General features: G+C 63.3%; 14 protein-coding genes. 8 read left to right on the top strand and 6 right to left on the bottom strand.

Features of this window, described 5'->3' with window-relative positions:
- Positions 1-389 precede the first annotated feature (389 nt).
- Genes ACP7EG_RS24255 through ACP7EG_RS24230 form a run of 6 tightly spaced genes read right to left on the bottom strand, consistent with a single transcriptional unit; the run spans position 390 to position 10,478 of the window.
- Positions 390-1,154, bottom strand: coding sequence for a YfaP family protein (locus tag ACP7EG_RS24255; protein ID WP_426089627.1), 765 nt, complete (start codon positions 1,152-1,154; stop codon positions 390-392).
- Between the two features lie 4 nt (positions 1,155-1,158).
- On the bottom strand, positions 1,159-1,956 hold the full coding sequence (locus ACP7EG_RS24250; RefSeq protein ID WP_426089626.1) for a YfaP family protein: 798 nt from the start codon (positions 1,954-1,956) through the stop codon (positions 1,159-1,161).
- A complete protein-coding gene (locus ACP7EG_RS24245) occupies positions 1,953-3,647 on the bottom strand; it encodes a DUF2300 domain-containing protein (RefSeq protein WP_426089625.1) in 1,695 nt (564 codons plus the stop codon). Before ACP7EG_RS24245 ends, ACP7EG_RS24250 begins: the two co-directional genes overlap by 4 nt.
- Positions 3,647-8,200, bottom strand: a complete 4,554-nt coding sequence (locus ACP7EG_RS24240) for an alpha-2-macroglobulin family protein (RefSeq protein WP_426089623.1) — start codon at positions 8,198-8,200, stop codon at positions 3,647-3,649. The genes ACP7EG_RS24245 and ACP7EG_RS24240 overlap by 1 nt, the downstream gene beginning before the upstream one ends.
- A complete protein-coding gene (locus ACP7EG_RS24235; RefSeq protein ID WP_426089631.1) occupies positions 8,197-8,868 on the bottom strand; it encodes a DUF1175 family protein in 672 nt (223 codons plus the stop codon). The genes ACP7EG_RS24240 and ACP7EG_RS24235 overlap by 4 nt, the downstream gene beginning before the upstream one ends.
- Positions 8,868-10,478 carry a DUF2138 family protein gene (locus ACP7EG_RS24230; RefSeq protein ID WP_426089622.1) on the bottom strand — a complete coding sequence of 537 codons (1,611 nt, stop codon included), beginning with the start codon at positions 10,476-10,478 and terminating at the stop codon, positions 8,868-8,870. The genes ACP7EG_RS24235 and ACP7EG_RS24230 overlap by 1 nt, the downstream gene beginning before the upstream one ends.
- Positions 10,479-10,619: 141 nt before the next feature.
- Between ACP7EG_RS24230 and ACP7EG_RS24225 the strand changes: the two genes are divergently transcribed.
- Genes ACP7EG_RS24225 through ACP7EG_RS24190 form a run of 8 tightly spaced genes read left to right on the top strand, consistent with a single transcriptional unit; the run spans position 10,620 to position 18,062 of the window.
- Complete coding sequence (locus ACP7EG_RS24225; RefSeq protein ID WP_426089621.1) at positions 10,620-12,128, top strand: DUF4080 domain-containing protein; 1,509 nt, start codon at positions 10,620-10,622, stop codon at positions 12,126-12,128.
- A 57-nt stretch (positions 12,129-12,185) separates the two neighbouring features.
- Positions 12,186-13,319 carry an MlaE family ABC transporter permease gene (locus ACP7EG_RS24220; RefSeq protein WP_426089620.1) on the top strand — a complete coding sequence of 378 codons (1,134 nt, stop codon included), beginning with the start codon at positions 12,186-12,188 and terminating at the stop codon, positions 13,317-13,319.
- Positions 13,319-14,218, top strand: coding sequence for an ABC transporter ATP-binding protein (locus tag ACP7EG_RS24215; RefSeq protein WP_426089619.1), 900 nt, complete (start codon positions 13,319-13,321; stop codon positions 14,216-14,218). Before ACP7EG_RS24220 ends, ACP7EG_RS24215 begins: the two co-directional genes overlap by 1 nt.
- On the top strand, positions 14,218-15,177 hold the full coding sequence (locus tag ACP7EG_RS24210) for an MlaD family protein (RefSeq protein WP_096238189.1): 960 nt from the start codon (positions 14,218-14,220) through the stop codon (positions 15,175-15,177). The genes ACP7EG_RS24215 and ACP7EG_RS24210 overlap by 1 nt, the downstream gene beginning before the upstream one ends.
- A 12-nt stretch (positions 15,178-15,189) precedes the next feature.
- The gene (locus ACP7EG_RS24205) at positions 15,190-15,804 is read left to right on the top strand and encodes an ABC-type transport auxiliary lipoprotein family protein (RefSeq protein WP_426089618.1); all 615 of its coding nucleotides are present in this window, start codon (positions 15,190-15,192) and stop codon (positions 15,802-15,804) included.
- 10 nt (positions 15,805-15,814) lie between these two features.
- Positions 15,815-17,002, top strand: coding sequence for a VanZ family protein (locus ACP7EG_RS24200; RefSeq protein ID WP_426089617.1), 1,188 nt, complete (start codon positions 15,815-15,817; stop codon positions 17,000-17,002).
- A 40-nt stretch (positions 17,003-17,042) separates the two neighbouring features.
- Positions 17,043-17,360, top strand: a complete 318-nt coding sequence (locus tag ACP7EG_RS24195; RefSeq protein WP_034781335.1) for a (2Fe-2S) ferredoxin domain-containing protein — start codon at positions 17,043-17,045, stop codon at positions 17,358-17,360.
- A gap of 48 nt (positions 17,361-17,408) precedes the next feature.
- The gene (locus tag ACP7EG_RS24190; protein WP_099761801.1) at positions 17,409-18,062 is read left to right on the top strand and encodes an alpha/beta hydrolase; all 654 of its coding nucleotides are present in this window, start codon (positions 17,409-17,411) and stop codon (positions 18,060-18,062) included.
- The last annotated feature ends 54 nt before the right edge of the window (positions 18,063-18,116 follow it).

Here is an 18,116-nt window from a genome sequence, read left to right as displayed (position 1 = left end):
TTATTGGCACCGTCTTGCGACGGGTCGCTCACTCAAAAAACTGACAGGCTACTTCCGAAGAAGTATCCTATTTCATTATTTCTTGTGAACATTTGATATTTTAAGTTAGACGCCAATCCTAAGATTGACGCTGCACTTACATCAAATGCCCACACTTATCGACTGTTAATTGTTAAAGAACGGTATTCGGTACTGCTTATTTGCTACTCTCGCGCTATCGACAAAGCGTTGTGTTTGTCAGCTGCGAAGAAGGAAGAGTATGAAGCTTTTTCAGCATTTCGTCAACCTTCTTTTTTACCACTTCACTCAGCATTTGCATGCATCGTTCAGCGAGGGGGCGAATTATAGCCGTGCCCCGTGCACCCTGCAAGGGCTATTTTCGGCCATTTTTATGGCAAGACAAACGATTTCACCAGGGTCAGCTCGCCGGCGGCCCGCATCGGCACCTGGAAGCTCTGCAGCTTTTCACGCGGCGTGCCTTCATTGGTGATGATCGATAAGCGGGCAACCGTCAGCATGGCGGTGTTCTCGCCGCTGCCGTAGTAATTGACATAGGCATGATAGTTGCCCTTCAGGGGAGCGGCACTGGAAAAGATTTCCGGGCCATAGCCGGTAGTCACGTCCACATCCAGCGCGCCACCATCTTTCAAGACGCGATTGCCATACCAGGCGTGGCCACCGTCCGGCGTGACCACATGCAGATCCAGGTCGGTGCCGGGACTGTCCCAGGACAGCACGATACGCAGGCGCGCCTGCGTCTTGCCCTGGTAGCTGTCGACAAACTGGGTGCGTGCGCGGCTCCTGCCATCGGGCGAACGCACTTCCACGCTGTTCGAGCCGCTGCCGAAGCCATACGGTCGCCCATAGCTGCCGTCTTCACCCACTTCCATCGGCATCGCCACGCCGTTGACCACCAGGATGGCGGGCTTGCCCTTGATAGCGCCGGCAATACGCCCCCTTATCTGCGCCGTCTCGGCCTGGCCCGGCTGCAGGTTGACCGACGCGGCGGGGTAATTGACCGCCTGCGTGTATTCCTCAGTTGCACCGGCCGAATTGCGCCAGCCGCTCCTGGGGGCGTCGATGGTGACCTGGGCCTGCGCCCACAATGGCAGCAGCAACAGGGGGCACAAAGGGTAAAGAGGTAGTGTCTTCATCGTCTCAATACTTGAAAGTCTTGACCAGCGTAAGTTCGCCGATACCGCGCAAGGGCACGACAAACTCCTCGCGCCGCTCGCGCGCCGTGTTTTCGTTGAATACCAGCGTAATGCGGCTGGTAATGACGGGCCGCTGGCGCGTGTTCTCGTCGAAGTGATAGCCGTCACCGCTGAAATTGCCCCAGTAATTGATCCATACCTGGTACAGCCCGCGCATCGGCGACGTCATCATGAAATTTTCCGGTCCTGGGCCGTCGACGGTATCAGCATCGAGCCCGCCACCATTGCTCAGGGTCGGGTGCGACCAGAATGCATGCTGGCCATCGGGCGTGACCACATGCAGGTCGACCTCGGCCTGACTGTCGTCCCAGGCGGCGATAATCCGGATCATAGGCTGCGGCCGGCTGCGGTCCGCCTCATAAAACTGCACGCGCTTGACCGGCTTGCCGTCGGGCGAGCGGATCTCGATGCTGTTCGAGCCGGAGCCGAAAGAATAGGCGCGCGCGTAGCGGCCATCATCGTCCGTGTACAGCGGCGTCGGATTGCCATTGACCACCAACTTGTGAACAGGCCGGTTTTTTCCCGCCTTCTCAAGCTCGCCGCGTATCATGCGCCGGCCACTCTGCGCGCCACGATCGATCAGCGAGTAGGGATAATTGACCGCCAGCTCATCGGACTTGTCCGTCAATCCCGCGCGGTTCCAGCCGCCGACGGGAGCGGTCATGCTCTTGTCGGCGGCCTGCACACAAGGCCCGGCCAGGGCCAGCACAGCTGCGCCCGCGATCGGGACGAATACATTCATATCGCCTCCAGGTTAAGGTCGACCAACCGGCGGGCAAGCCGCTCGACATATTCTTCGTCCTGGCCGCGCGGATGACGGCGCAGGCCAAGGTGTAAGTATTCATGGGCCAAGGTGATGCGATCTTCGCGCGTGGCAAGCGGCCGCATGAAGATGCGGTTACGCGACTGCTCCGAATACGGCGCGCCGCTGGACAGGGCACAGACCAGCGGCGCTTGCGGTGGTGCTTCGTAACCGGCCTCGCGCAGCAGCACGCGCTGCCAGCGCGGCACGGAGCGCGCCAGCCAATCCTCGTTCTGCGCCAGGCGACGGCAGCGCGCGCCGGTGTTGCCAAAGGTGCTCAGCGCGCCGCCGGGATAGGCCGCCGCCAGCAATTCATCATAGTGCTTGCCTTGTCTGGCCTGGCGCACCGCCTCGCTCCACGCCATCGTGCCCTCGGATGGCAAGGTGCTGTGATAGCGCACGGTGACGCCATCGACGATCAACTGGTCGGTCCAGCGCGCGATGGCCAGCGCCGCCGGCGTGGCGGGGCTGGGGCTGACGCGCTGGGTTGCGCTGCTGTCGGCGATCTGCTGGCATCCCGCTACGTTCACCGCGTTCTGCTGCAGATACGTGCGCGCGGCGATTGCCAGCGCCTTGGCCGCTTCCGGCTCGCCAGAATTCGCTTCGCGGTCGAGCACGCGCGCCACATATTCATTGACGCCGAAGCGGCCGCGCAATTGCGGGCGACCACCCTTCTCTTGCAGCAGCATCAGCTCCCCGCTGCTGCGCAAGGCGAGGTTCTGTCCATTCTCGAATTGCACATGGTAGCGGCCATTCAGCGGCCCGGGTACGGCCACGCCACCCTCGCCGCGCACGGCACGAATGGGATAACGCTTGAAGTAATCGACCACCACGCAGCCGCCATCGTCGGCCGCACCCACTGGCGGCAAGCTGGCGGCCAGCCTGGGCGCCCACTGCTCAAAGACATTGCTGCTGCCGCCCGCGCCGCCAAACCAGATCGGCGTGCCATCGGACAGCCAGCCTGCCGCGCCACCTATCCGCCCACGCGCCTGGTGCCAGGAATACGTTTTTACGCGCAACTGGCTGCCGAACCAGCGCGCCGTCCCGGCCCCGCGCCCGTCCAGCACCACACGCAGCAGGGCCGCTTCGGCTTCCTGGCGGCTAGCGGCCGGGATGCTGTCCAGCGCGCGCAGCAAGCTGTCCAGGCGCACCATGCGCTTTGGTGCCAGCTGCGCGGGATTGGCCAGCCAGGCAAAGTCGCCAGCCGGTGCGCTACCCAGGCGGCTGGTCCAGTACTGGCGCCATGACGCCGGCGCGATCATCAAACGCCTGGGCGAGAAAAATGGGCCGCAGGATTGCGCCAGCGCCGCGTCATGGCCGATGCTCTGCCCCGCATCGCAGCAATATACTTCTTCCGGATCGCGGCCGCCGCAGCGGTAGTCCGGCATCGCCACCTTGTTATCGCTCGCATACACATACACGAACAGCTTCCACAGGCTGGCCAGCGGCACTTGCCGCGTGCCGTCAAACGGCGGCGAGAGTGGCAGCGTGGCGCCGCCCTGGCGCAGTTGCCGCACTTCCATCTTCCCATCGCGCCACCAGGCGACATCCAGCGATTTTGACGATGACTGCGACCAGGCAGGTGCGGCCAGCAGCAGGGTCGCCATCAATGCAGGAAGGGCTGCGCGCATCACTCGACCTTCAGCGCGCGCATGGTCTTGCCGCCGCCTTCGAAGGCTTTCTGCTCGGGCTGGTACATGCGGTAAAAGCGCGCCGGCGGCAGCACGTAACTGCCCTTTTGCGCGAAGCGCAGCAAATGGCGCACCGTCACGTCGCCGGCCAAAGGCTCGATCGGCACGGCATAGCCGTCGCGGCGCTCCGTGTGGCGTGCACGTTCCAGCGCGGCCGGCTTGTCGCCCGCCATGACCATGCCCCAGGTGGTCGATTCGACCATGGCGCCTGGCGGCAGCGCCACCTCCAGCAAGCCAAAGCGGTGCTTCGCGCCCGGTGCCGCTTTCAAGGTGATTTCATCGAGGTACAGCGCGTCCGTACTGAGCGCCTCGCCCGGCTTGACCAGTTCTGTCGTATAGCCTCCCTTGCCCGCCTTCATGCGCAGGATGCGACGTTCGACGGCGACCGGCAAGGTCTGCGCTTCGGCCGCGTGACTGTCGTACTGCAGCACGGCCACCGTGCCTGCAGGCGCGGGCGCAGCGAGACGCAATTTGTCAGGCAAGCCCTTGGCGTCAAGCCAGCGCCAGAGCGGCTGGCCACTGCGGCTTTCGCGCTTTTGCCAGGCGCCGTCCAGCGCCACGGCAGGTCCCTTTCCGAACGATGTGCCACCCAGCTTCTTTTGCACCCACAGCAACGTCATCGCGCGGTCGAGGGTCGGCATTTCGGCGCGCACGCCGGCCAGCACCGCGTCGGCCTGCGATGGGGGCACTTCGCCAGCCAGCATCAGCAAGGCCTGCGCCACAGGCGCTTTCGATTCGCGCAAGACTTGCCAGGCGCTGGCCACTTGCAGCTGCAGCCCATGCGGCAAGGCGATGCCATTCTGGCTGGCGACCAGCGCCACCAGGCCCAGCGCCATCGATTGCGCTTCGCGGTCAGAGGCACCGCCCAGCAGCAGGCTGCCGCTGTCGCCTGCCAGGCGCGGCTTGCCGCCCAGGACGGCGATGGCGCTGTCGTCCACCAGGCCGGCAGCCAGTGTCTGCGTGGGCAGGCCCATCTCGCGCGCCATCCACAACACCAGCGCGCGGTCGCCCATCGCATCCTTCAAGCCATGTTCGCTGTAGACGGCCAGCAGCTTGTTCCAGTGCTCGGGCGGCAACTCGATGTGCAGCGCGCGCGCCGCGTACCAGTCGGCGTAATAGGCGTAGGCCGTCATCAAGGCATTGCCGGCCGTGGCGTTGCCCCACCAGCCAAAGACGGCGTTCGGACCAGCCATGGAGACCAGGCGCAGGCGCTGCGCCGTGAGTAGCGTTTGCAGGCGTTCGCTTGCCGCGCCGGTGTCCGGCCCCAGGCTTTGCGTGGCCAGCGCCAGCGGAATCAAGCGGCTCGCCGTCTGTTCCACGCAGCCATACGGATAGTCGATCAAGTCGTCGGCAATGCGCGCGAAGTGGCTGGCCGCGCCCTGCGCGAACGAGACGCGGATATTGCGCGCGTCCGCCGGCAGCTTGAGTGGAGTATCAGCAGTGGAGCCATCGAGCGGCAGCACCAGCGAGCGCGGGCTGCTCCAGGCGGCGGGCAAGGTTTGCATGGCCGTCTCTAACGCGTCGACCACTTTGCCGTTCTGTTTTAACTCCAGACGCAGCGGCCCGCTAGCGGCAGCAGCGAGCGGAAATTCAACGTAATTGACACCCGGTTTGGCAGACAGTTTTTCCGTCTTCGGCTGCGCCCCGCCAGAGAGGAGCACGTCGAGCACCTGCTCCTTGCCCGTCTGGTTGAACACGGCCACCGAGGCACGCGGCGCATCGCCGGCGCGCATCCAGTCAGGCGCCGTCCACTTGGCATAGAAATTCTTGTCCGACCGCAGATAGGCAGTACGCTGGCCGACGCGACCTTGGCTATCCATTGCGCGGCCGGTGATCCTCCAGCGGGTCAGCGCGTCGGGCATGGTAAAGCTCACGCGTGCGTTGCCATTCGCATCGGTCTTCAGCGATGGCGCCCAGTAAGCCGTGTCGATATTGTCGCGACGCGGACGTTCCAGCACCTTGACGCCGCGCTCGTTGTAGTTGTGGCGCGCGGGCGCGCCGGCCGTGCGCCCCTGCGCCATGTCGTAGCTGATGAAAGACAGGCTGGCCGTGGTGCGCACGTTGTTGCGGCGCGGATGGTAGAAGAAGTCGCCGATATCCGGCGCGATTTCCGGCTGCAGCACATAGATCATTTCATCGACCACGCCCAGCGCCACCTGGGTGCTCAGGGGCTTGCCATCGAGGGTGGCCTTCACATCCAGGGTCACCTTCTCGCCCGGTTGGTAGACCTCCTTGTCACTCTTGAACTGCAGCGCGATGCGCGGCTCGATCACTTGCAGGCCGGCGTTCTCGAAGACGAAGTCGCCATTGCGCGTGTAGGCCACCGAGAACGTCATGTTGGGGCCGTGCTCTTCTTTTACCGGGATGCGCACTCTCCACTGCCGCGGCGCCACGCGCTGCGCCTGATACCAATCAGCGGCGCCGGCCATCAAGCCATGGTGTTCCACCTTGTCACGTTCTAACGTGAACAGCGCCTGGTCGACCTTGTCGGAGAAGGTGATCAAGGCCTCGGCCGTGTCGCCCGGACGATAGCGGGCGCGGTCCAATACGATCTCGATGCTGCCCGGCGTCGTCTGCACGCCATCCCCCGAAACCCAGTGGCTGGCGGCGGCCAGCAAGTTGCCGCGTTCGTCGCGCAGCGCCAGCTGATACGAGCCGGAGGCCGGAAATGTCACGTCCCAGCCCTTGGCGTTGGGATCGAACGCGCCCTCGGTCTTGCTCTGTTTTTCCAGCTGCACCATCTGCCAGCGAACGGGCTTGGCCGCACCCTGGCCGTCGGCCAGCAAATCGAAATGCACGTTTTGTCCCGGATCGGAAAACTGGCGCGTGGCCTTCAACTGGTAGCTGCTGCTGGAGCGTTCTATCATCAGCTCGCGCGTCACCTTGACGCGGTAGGCCGCGCCATCGGTCGCCAGCACGGTCAAGATGTAGCGCGAGGGATCGGCGGCCGGCGGCAAGGTGAAGTCCACATTGCCGCTGCCATCGCTCGTCACTTCCTCGGTTTTCAGGGATACCGGGAACAGGCCACTGTAACGCAGCTCCCCCTCAACCATGGTGTTTTGCTGGCCGCGCAGCGACAGGGTCATCTTCGCATTTTTCACGGGTTTGCCATCGGGGTAGCGCAGCGCGATGCTGCCCTTGACCACCTCGCCCGTCTTGAATTCCGGTTTCGATGGCTGGACGTTGATTTCAAAGTGCGGCTTGATATATTCGGCCACGCGGAAGGCCGCGCCATATACGCCATCCTTGTAATTGAAGCGCAGTTCATAGCCGCCAGCCGTCGCCTCGGCAGGCAGGCGGAAGCGCGTGTCGGCGCCCGTGTCACCGGACAGCTGCAGCGTTTGCGTCAGCAGCGGTGTGCCGTTCGGATTGAGCACGGTGAGACTGACAGGCGCGCTGGCCGCGGCCTGCGATGCGCGCGCCGACGTAAATTCACGGCCCAGGAACTTGACGTTAACTTCATCGCCGGGCCGGTACAGGGGCCGGTCGGTCACCGCATAAATCTTGGTGTTATAGATTTCGCTGTCATAGTAAAAATTCTCGGACACGAACACGCCGCCGGCGCGGTCCTGACCCAGCACATACGTATGTTCGGGACTGCCGCGCTCGAGCGACGCGACACCGTCGGCACCGGTGACCGCTGACTGCAGCACGCCGGTGCCGTCGGTCCACGCCACGCTGGCGCCGGCCACGGCGGCGCTGTTGTCGCGCCGCGCCGTCCAGACCAGCATCTGGCCTGACGATACCTTGGTCACCGCCACCGTATCCGACACGAACACCAGGGTGGTGGCGCGGTGCTCACCGATGATCGCTTCGACCAGGTACAAGCCCGGCTTGCGCTTGCCCAGCGGGATCATCACATTGCCGGCGCCGGCGACGATGAAGTCGCTGCTCGATCCATCGAGCTTGACGCCTTTCGGCGGCGCGATGGCCTTGGCCTGCCAGATCGGATAGCGGAAGCTGTCAACCAGCTCCATGCCCTTGATCGGTTTGTACTGCGGATGGTTGGCGAACACGGTCGGCCGGCGGATGGCGTCATTCGTGGCCAGCTGCGGCTGTTCCTTCGTTACCGCGCGGCGCGCCTCGCCGGAAAACAGCTTGCGCCAGGCCAGGCGCGACTGCTTCCACCAGCTATCCCACAGAAAGCTCAAGGTGTTGGCCAGGCCTTCGCCCTGGTAATTGCCCTCCACCTGGATACGGTGCAGATTGCGCTGTTTTTTCAGGAATTCCATCGGTTCGGGCACGCGGTAGACGACGATGTCAGCGCCGGAATACGCTTCCAGGTTCATGCGTCCCATGTCGCGGCCCGGCACTTCCAGACGCACGCGCGCTTCATCAAGACTGCCGTAACTGGCGTCCGACAGCAGGAAGAAGGGCTCACCCTTGAAGGTGGCGTAGTTGCTGGACTCGCGCTCCTGCGCGGAGGCACTGCCCAGCATGAGCAGCGCCAGCAAGCTGGCATATAGCAGCTTCACGAGAAAAATAGGCTTCATGACAGGAACGCCAGCCGGAACACACCGGCGAAATTCGGATTGTTGACCACAGGTTGCCACCGCGTGTCCTTCCAGCTCGTGAGTTCTTTGATATCGACGGTCCGCAGACCATTGTCGTCGGGGGTGACGGTGCCGGTGTGGTAAGCGATGCGCGCCCCCATCCAGACCATCAGGTGCTGTTCGTCGCCCTGGTCGAAAAACAGCAGGTCGCCGGGTAGCGCCTGGCTGATTTCGCGGGCGATGAAACGGCTGTTGTGCTGCACCAGCGCCAGCGCCGTGACAAAGTGGCCGACCTTGCCGCCCGTTTGCACCCAGCGATTGCGCAAGGCCGTCTGGGCCGCGCCAAGCTCCAGCTCGGGCGGCAGGCGCCGGTCGCTGGCGATGCCGTTCGCGCGCAGCCACTTCGCGTCATGCACGCTCAGTGCCTCGTTGACGGCAAAGCGCACCAGGCCGGCGCAATCGCGGTGCGTCCAGCGCGGCGACGGTCCCCGTTCGATCTGCGCGTTGACGATGCGCAGCATCCAGGCCTGGAAGGCGCGGCTCTGGGCCTGCGACAGTTGCACTTGCGGCTCGGCCGCCGCGCGCAGGGCCCAGGCATGGGGGAAGGCAACAGCGGCAGCCCCTCCCGCCAGCCAGCGCAAGGCGGCACGGCGCGCATGCCGCACCATCATCGCGCAGTCTCCTGCCATTCCAGCGTTTCCCATGACGTGCCGCTGGCTGGCTGCCGCTTGAGCACCATGCGCAGCGGCGGATATTTTTTCAAGGCGTTCAGGCGCGGCACCAGGTGTTCGTTGGCGGCTGCGCGCAGTACCGGTTCATTATTCGCCGGCAGGGTATCGAAGGCTTCCAGCTGGATCAGCCGGGCCAGCGATGCCGGCGCGATCAGGCCGATGGTGCGGGAAGCGTCAGGCAGCAGGTCGCTGGCGGCCGGCGCCTGCTTGCGGCGCACGGCCAGCACCTGGTCCACCAGCTTGCCGTCGGCCGAGAAGACAACAGTATTGCCGGCCACGGCCAGCGCCGGCGTGGACTGGCCCAGGGCCGTGGCGACACTGCGCTCCCAACGCACAAACTCACCTTTACTATCCTTGCCGGTAGTCTTGCGCACGGGATCCTTGCCGCCGATGGCCGCCTCGAACAGGCTGCCATATACAGCGTCATCACCGGCCTGCGCACTGCGCGTGGCCACGAACACGGGCGTATGCAGGCGCGAAGTGCCGTACCAGCAGGCGGCGGCGGGCCCTTGCAAGTGCTGGGCCAGCGGCACCACCGGTTCCGATGTCTTGCTGCCCAGGCGCTTGAGCACGGGCTGCAGCGCGGTCCAGTCGACCGGCACGCTGAAGCAGGCGCTGGGATGATGCGGCAGCTGCGGCCACAGGGAGCTGCTGTCGTAGCCGCCGTTTTTCAATTTATCGGCATTGAGCAGCACCTTTGACTGCCAGGCGCCGTGTTGAAAATCGAAGCGCAACGCTTCGAGCGCGCCAAAGAAGGGCTGGTAGCCGAACGACAGGAAGTCCGCCTTGACGGCGATGCTGTGACCCTCGGGCGCGGCGTTATCGAGATGGAACTGCGCATGAAAAACGTTCTGTTTGGCCGGCTCCGACGCCAGCAGGCTGGCCACGGTTTTCTCGGCCGTGCCATCGCCATGCTTGCTATCGCTGCCGCCATACAGCATGCCGGGATGCGACAGGATGACCAGGCGCTGGCCATGTGCGGCAAACAGCAAGGTGCGCTGCCAGGCGTAATTGAGTGCGTACACGGGCACGCTGTCGCCATCGACGCGCAAGCTGCCGGCCACGCGCATTTGCGTATCCTTCAAGGCGATCTTGCCCGCCTCCTCCAGCAAACGCGTCAACTGGCTGCGCGACACGGCGATGGCGAAATGCTTGAGCGAGCCGTCGGCGTCGCGCCACAAGGCCACTTCCGCCGGCTGGTCCAGCACCATGCGCAGCAACTGGTCGCCCCAGCCCAGTTCATGTTCGTAGGCGATGCGGCGCAGGCTGCCCTTGAGCCCCAGCCGGTCTTCGCTTTGCTCGTAATAGAACAGGAAATCCTCGCGCAGCACGTCGCGCGCCAGCGGCACCGTCAGCAGGTCACGCGGCAAGGCCGACAGGCTTTTCGTGCGGACCAGCGCGTCGGGCCTGGACAAATCGAGCTTCAGGCTGTTGACCAGCCCCATCGCGCCCCAGCCAAACGCGCGGTAGCCGACCAGCGCAGCCGCCACCAGCGCCACGCCAGCAAGTGAGCCGAGCAGGACCTTGTTATTGAGTACTTTTTTCACCAGCACCGTGTATCCCCTGTTGCCCTGCCGAAGCATTGCCAAGTTGGTAATTATTGACAAATGGTAACATGGCATTTGTGGCCGCAGCGCACCGGTGACGCGACAGCGTAAAATAGCGGTTTCGCCGTTTCCATCGCTGCCATGACCATCCTGCTCTCCACCCTGAACGCCCGCTATACCCACGCTTCGCTGGGATTGCGCTATCTGCTGGCCAATATGGGGCCGTTGCAGGCGCAGACGCGGCTGCAGGAATTCGTCATCGGCACCAAGACAACAGAACTGGTCGAGCGCATCCTGACGAACAAGCCGCGCATCATCGGTTTTGGCGTGTATATATGGAACGTCGAGGAAACCACCAAACTGGTGGCCATGCTCAAGCGCGTGGCGCCCGACGTCATCATCGTGCTGGGCGGGCCGGAAGTGTCGCACGAGGCAGGTGAGCAAGAGATCGTCAAGCTGGCCGACTACCTGATCACGGGCTGGGGCGACGTCACCTTCCCCAAGCTGTGCGGCGAGATCCTCAACGGCCCGAAACCGCTGATGAAGATCCATGCCGGCGTGCAAGCCCCGCTGGCGGAACTGCAACTGCCCTACTCCTTGTATACAGATGACGATATCCGCCACCGCACGATTTACGTGGAAGCGTCGCGCGGCTGCCCGTTCAAGTGCGAATTTTGCCTGTCGGCGCTGGACAAGACGGCCTGGCCCTTCGCGCTGGAGAACTTCCTGGCCGAGATGGAGTCCTTGCATGCGCGCGGTGCGCGCCTGTTCAAGTTCGTCGACCGCACCTTCAACCTGAACATCAAGACCAGTTTGAAGATCATGCAGTTCTTTCTGGACAAGATCGAGGCCAATCCGGACGACCCGATCTATGCCCACTTCGAGCTGGTGCCCGACCACCTGCCCGATGCCTTGAAAGAAGGCATCAGCAAGTTCCCGCCCGGCGCACTGCAGTTCGAGATCGGCATCCAGAGCTTCAATCCGGACGTGCAAGCGCTGGTCAGCCGCAAGCAGGACAATCAAAAGGCGGCCGATAATATCCGCTGGCTGTGCGAAGAATCAAACGCCCACTTGCACGTGGACTTGATCGCCGGCTTGCCAGGCGAGGATGAAGCGAGCTTTGCGGCCGGCTTCAACAAGCTGGTGGCCTTGAAACCGCATGAAATCCAGTTCGGTATCTTGAAGCGGCTGCGTGGCACGCCCATCATCCGCCATACGGAAAATTACGGCATGGTGTTCGACCCGCACCCGCCGTACACCATCCTGGCCAACAAGCAGCTCGATTTCATGAGCATGCAGCGCCTGGTGCGCTTCGCCCGCTACTGGGACCTGGTCGCCAACTCGGGCCGCTTCGCCAATACGGTGCAATGGATGCTGGGCGAGTCGCCGTTTGAAAACTTCATGGACTTTTCGAACTGGCTGTACGCCCATACGGACGCCACGCACCGCATCGCCATGGAGCGCCTGGCCAAGCTGGTGGCGCAATGGCTGCAGACGCGCGGCATGAGCACGGTCGAGGCCAATGCCCTCGTGGCCAGCGACTATGCGGGCGGCGCGCAAGCGGCAAACCACGCCAAAACCAGCGACCAGCCGAAGGCGCACCTGGAGGCGGCAATACCGCAGCGGCAGGCGCGCCATCTGGCCTCCTGAAAGCGTGACGATTGAACATCGGTGGCGGTCTGCGCCATTCTCCCTTAAACTGGCACGATGCCGACTGTACAATCGCCGAAACTGACCCTCTCCCAGACCAGCTCCCAACAGGGAGCCCTTGTCACTGCCAGCGGCACCTGGCAGGTGCACGCGCTCGCGCATGACAATGCCATCAAGGCCATCGACGCCCAGCTCAAGCCCCTGCAGGGCGATGCGAAGACGCAATGGGATCTGTCGTCTATCGACAGCATGGACCATATCGGCGCCCAGCTGTTCTGGAATGCCTGGGGCAAGCAGCGTCCCGCGCAGCTGACCCTGGCGCCGTCGCAGGAAGAGTTTTTCCGGCGCATCGAAGAGACGGGCCCCCTGGAGACGCCGCCTTCGCGCGCCAACCGCCTCACGCCCGTGATGAAGCTGGGCATGACCATCCTGCTGTTTTTCGAACATTTGAAGGGTTTTATTGCCCTTGTCGGCCAGGTGACGCAGGATATCGGCCGCTTTGCGCGCCATCCGATGCGCGGACCATGGCGCGAAATTTCCGCCAATATCTTCCATGCGGGCTTCCAGGCGCTGGGCATCACCGCCCTGGTCGGCTTTCTGATCGGCGTGGTGCTGTCCTATCTGTCGGCGCAGCAGCTGCGCGCCTTTGGCGGCGACATTTACCTGGTCAACCTGCTGGGCATGAGCGTCATCCGCGAACTGGGGCCCTTATTGGCGGCCATCCTGGTGGCCGGCCGCTCGGGCTCGTCCATCACGGCACAACTGGGCGTCATGCGCGTCACGGAAGAACTCGACGCCATGCTGGTGATGGGCATTTCACACGGTTTCCGCCTGATCATGCCGAAAGTGCTGGCCCTGGCCATTTCCATGCCCCTGCTCGTCATCTGGACGGATACGGCCGCGCTGATTGGCGGCATGGTGGCGGCCAAGGTGGAATTGAATCTGTCGGCGCGCTACTTCATCCAGAAGCTGCCGGACGCCGTGCCGCTGGCCAATTACATGATCGGCCTGGGCAAGGGCGTCATCTTCGGCATGCTGATCGCCCTCGTCTCCTGCCACTTCGGCCTGCGCATCAAGGCCAACACGGAAAGCCTGGGGCACGGCACCACCACCGCCGTCGTCACGGCCATCACCGTGGTGATCCTGGCCGACGCCGTGTTCGCCATCGTCTTCAATGGAGTGGGCTACTGATGGCGGACGACACCGATATCGCTTGTGGCACGGGCAAGGACGGCCAGTTCAACCTGCATGGCAGCGCGCCCGTGGTGGAAATCACCAATCTGTGGACCAAGTTCGGCCGCACCGTCGTGCACCAGGACTTGAACCTGGAAATCGAACGGGGCGAAATCCTCTCCATCGTGGGCGGCTCCGGCACGGGCAAGACGGTGCTGCTGCGCCAGATGCTGGGCCTGGAACATCCGGCACGGGGCTGCGTCAAAGTCTTTGGCGAAGATATCAACAAAGCAAGTTCCGACCAGTTGCAGCAATTGCGCAACCACTGGGGCATGCTGTTCCAGCAAGGCGCCCTGTATTCGGCCCTGACCGTGTTCGACAACGTGGCGCAACCGATGCGCGAATTGCGCGTGCTGCCCGAAGCGCTGGTGCACGACGCGGTATTATTAAAGATGAACATGGTGGGACTGGGTCCGGAACATGCGCTGAAAATGCCGTCGGACTTGTCGGGCGGCATGATCAAGCGCGTGGCTCTGGCGCGCGCCCTGGCGCTGGAACCGAAGCTGCTGTTCCTCGACGAACCGACGGCGGGCCTGGACCCGGATCTGTCGGAAAGTTTTGTCGCCCTGATCCAGTCGCTGCACCGCGAGCTGGGCTTGACGGTGGTGATGGTCACGCATGACCTCGACACCCTGTTCGCCCTGTCCACGCGCATCGCCGTGCTGGCGGAAAAACACGTGATCGCCATCGGCCCCACGCGCGAGGTGATTGAAGTGGACCACCCGTTCATCAAGCAATTTTTCCTCGGTGACCGCGGCAAGCGCGCGCTGGCCGTCCTTGATGAAAAACAGGCGGCGGCAGGCAAGACGGCGCAGCCAGGCGACGATGCCGGCACAGACAAGAAAGCGGAGAAGTAATGGAAAACAGATCACATGCCCTGATGACGGGATTTTTTACACTCACCCTGCTGGTGGCCGCCATTCTGTTCGGCGTCTGGTTCAACCGCGACCGCGTGGAAAGAGTGCCGTATTTGCTCGCCACCACCCTGTCCGTGCCAGGCCTGAACCCGCAGGCGACCGTGCGCTACCGGGGCCTGGAAGTGGGCAAGGTCGACGCCATCGATTTCGACACGCAAAAGGCGGGGCAAATCCTCGTGCACATCAGCGTGGCGCCCGACACCCCCGTCACCGACACCACCTTTGCCAGCCTCGGTTACCAGGGCGTGACGGGCATCGCCTACATCCAGCTCGACGACGAGCACGTGGGTTCGAAATTGCTGGGCACCAGCAAGGACAAGCCATCGCTGATCCCCTTGCGCGCCGGCTTGCTCGACCAGCTGGAAAAACGCGGCAAGCGCATCCTCGACCAGGCCGAGCAGATCACCAACAAGGTGAATAATCTGCTCAGCCCCGACAACCAGGCGGCCATGCTGGGCGCCTTCAATGAAGTGGGCAAGGCAGCCAAGGCCTTTGGCGCCATTCCGCAGCAACTGGAGCCGACCCTGACGCAATTGCCGCAGCTGACGGAACAAACACGCCAAACCTTGACGGCCGTCAGCACGGCCAGCAAGAACGTGTCGGATTTGACGGCCACGTGGAAAAAGCTGGGCAACGACATCCAGGCGCCAGGCGGCGTGCTCGACAAGGTCAATGGCACGGTCGACCGGGTCGGCAATTCGGTGGAAACGGTGGCCAACGGCGTGTCGCTGGAAGTCTTGCCGCAGGTAATCGAGCTGAGCGGCGAGGCGCGCTCCTCCATGCGCGCCCTGAAAACCACCATGAGCACGCTCAATGAACAGCCGCAGAGCATCTTGTTCGGCGCCCCAGACATCCCGCCCGGTCCGGGCGAGCCCGGTTTTTCGGCGCCGGGCAAATAAGGAGAACACCGCATGCATATCCCACGCAAACTCAGCGCACTCATCCTGGCCGGCGCTTTCCTGCTGGGCGGCTGCGCCAGCCGCGGCCCCGTGCCCACGTTTTATGATTTCGGCCCGGCAGCGCCGATGGCGGCAACACCAGCGGCGGCGCCAGCCGTGCCCGTGCTGGTGATCGCCGACGCCAACGGCCCTTCGTGGCTGGACAGCCAGCGCATGTATTACCGGCTGCTGTACGCCGACGCGCAGCAGTCGCGTCCGTACGCCTACAACCGCTGGAACACGCCGCCGCTGCAACTGTTGAGCCAGCGCCTGAAAACGCGCGTGGCGCAAAGCGGCGTGAAAGTGCTGTCAACCACGGACGCGGCCGCCGGCATGCCCCTGCTGCGCATCGATGTCGACGATTTTTCGCAAAACTTTGATACGCAGACGCAAAGCAGCGGCCATGTGTCGCTGCGCGCCTCGCTGTTCCGCGGCCACCGCCTGATCGACCAGAAAACCTTCAGCCGCAGCGGCCCGGCCGGCAGTGCCGATGCACAGGGCGGCGCGCAGGCGCTGGCGGCGGCCTCGGACGCCATCGCCGCCGACCTGCTGGCATGGCTGGGCACACTGAACCTGCCGAAAGAGTGACCGCAGCACAATGACCGACCCCGCAGCCTCCGCCAGCCCGCCAGCGCCACTACCGCCCGCACGCTCGTCGCCCGTATCGCGCGCGACCCTGCTCGCCTACGTTTTCCTGATCGTGTACGCCAGTTGGTTCCCGTTCACGGGCTGGCACAGCAATGGCCTGTCGCCGCTGACTTTCCTGGAAAACACGCGCATGCCGCGCTACTGGACGGGCTTTGACGTGGGCATCAACGTCGTCGGCTATATCCCGCTGGGCGCATTGATCGTGTACTCGCTGTTTCCAAGGATTACTGGTTTCTTTGCCGTCGTGATCGCCAGCCTGTGCGGTATGTTGATTTCCGGTAGCATGGAAGCCGTACAAACCTATTTGCCCAGCCGCGTGTCGTCGAATCTCGACTTTTATACGAACTCGGCCGGCTGCCTTATCGGTTCCATCATCGGCGCCCTGACGGCGCGCAAGCTGCTCGACCATAGCCATCTGTACCGCGTGCGCCAGCGCTGGTTTGCCCAGCACGCCAGCCAGGGCCTGGTGCTGCTGGCGCTGTGGCCGCTGGCGCAAATCTATCCGCAAGGCTATCTGTTCGGCCTGGGACAATTGCTGCCCATCCTGTCGGACTGGGCCTCCAGCCTGATGGGCATGGAGATCGACCTGGCCGCGTATCTGCGTCCCGATGTGATATTAACTGTCGAGCAATACTGGCTATCAGAAACCATCATCACGGCCTGCGGCATGACGGGCGCCGTGCTCACCTTGCTATGCCTGCTGCGCCGCGCCGCACCGCGCGCCGCGCTGATGCTGATCCTCATCGCCGCCGCCTTGATCGTGCGTTCGATGGCCAGCGCCCTGCTGTTTTCGCCCGAAAACGCCTTCGTCTGGATCACGCCGGGTGCCCAGGGCGGCTTTTTGATCGGCCTGATCATGCTGGGCGGCCTGGCCTTCGCGCCCCATGTGGCGCAGCGCCGCATCGCGGCCGCCACCTTGCTGCTGAGCCTGGTGATGGTGAATACAACGCCGATCAACCCGTACTTCATGTCCACCTTGCAAGGCTGGGTACAAGGCAAGTTCCTGAACTTCAATGGCGCGGCGCAATTTTTGGCCTTGCTGTGGCCCTTCATGGCCCTGTGGTTCCTGTGCCTGCCCTCGCACCGCCTGAACCGGCAGGATGACGTGCAGCGCCAGCGTCGCGAAGACCACCCATAAGCGTTATCATTGCGCATTGACGATTCAGCAGGAGCATAGTATGAGCGACGCACCGTATTTTGAACGCCACGTTTTTTTCTGCATGAACAAACGTGAAGACGGCCGCAACAGTTGCGGCGACCATGGCGCGGAAGCGGCGCAAAAGCATTGCAAGCGCCGCATCAAGGAACTCGACATGAATGGCGCGGGCAAGATCCGCATCAACCAGGCCGGCTGCATGGACCGCTGCGAGGAAGGCCCGCTGCTGGTGATCTACCCGGAAGCGACCTGGTACACCTATGTCGACACCAGCGATATCGACGAAATCATCGATACGCACCTGGTGGGCGGCAAGATCGTCGAACGCCTGAAAATCTAAGCCGCATATTTAATCCTAATTTAAGCCTACGCAACCAGTATGAGCATCATGAACAGAAACTCGGAAAAATTTACCCTCGCCGGCCATGCAGGCAGCATGGAAGGCTTGCTCGATTTCCCGGCAGACACTCCGCGCGGCATCGCCCTCGTTGCCCATCCACACCCGCTGTACGGCGGCACGATGGACAACAAGGTCACGCAAACCCTGGCGCGCGCGTTTGTCGCCCTCGGCTACGTGGTGGCGCGCATCAACTTCCGCGGCGTGGGCGCTTCCGAAGGCGTGCATGACCATGGCGCGGGCGAAACGGACGACATGCAATTGCTGTATCAACACATGGTCGGCCTGTATCCGGGCTTGCCCGTGGCCTTGTCCGGTTTCTCGTTCGGCACCTTCGTGCAATCAAAACTGCAGGAACGCCTGGCCGCCGCCGGCACGCCCGTCGAGCGCCTGGCGCTGATCGGCAGCGCGGCCGGAAAATGGGCCATGGCCGACATTCCGGCCGACAGCATTTTGATCCACGGGGAACTGGACGACACGATTCCCCTGTCCGCCGTCTTCGACTGGGCCCGTCCACAAGACATTCCCGTGATCGTGATCCCCGGCGCCGACCACTTTTTCCACCGCAAGCTCAACCACATCAAGAACCTCGTGATTGCGCTGTGGCATGGTGACAAACCCGCAATCGCAGCCGATGATCATTGAAGTGTGGGCTTACTAGCGCCTCCGCAGCTATAATTGATCCGTTTTTTCCACGCG

Origin of the sequence: Janthinobacterium sp. PSPC1-1, from assembly GCF_049897625.1 — a bacterium.
In the GTDB taxonomy this organism is placed as follows: Bacteria; Pseudomonadota; Gammaproteobacteria; order Burkholderiales; family Burkholderiaceae_D; genus Janthinobacterium; species Janthinobacterium tructae.
This window is presented reverse-complemented; position numbering and strand designations above follow the sequence as displayed.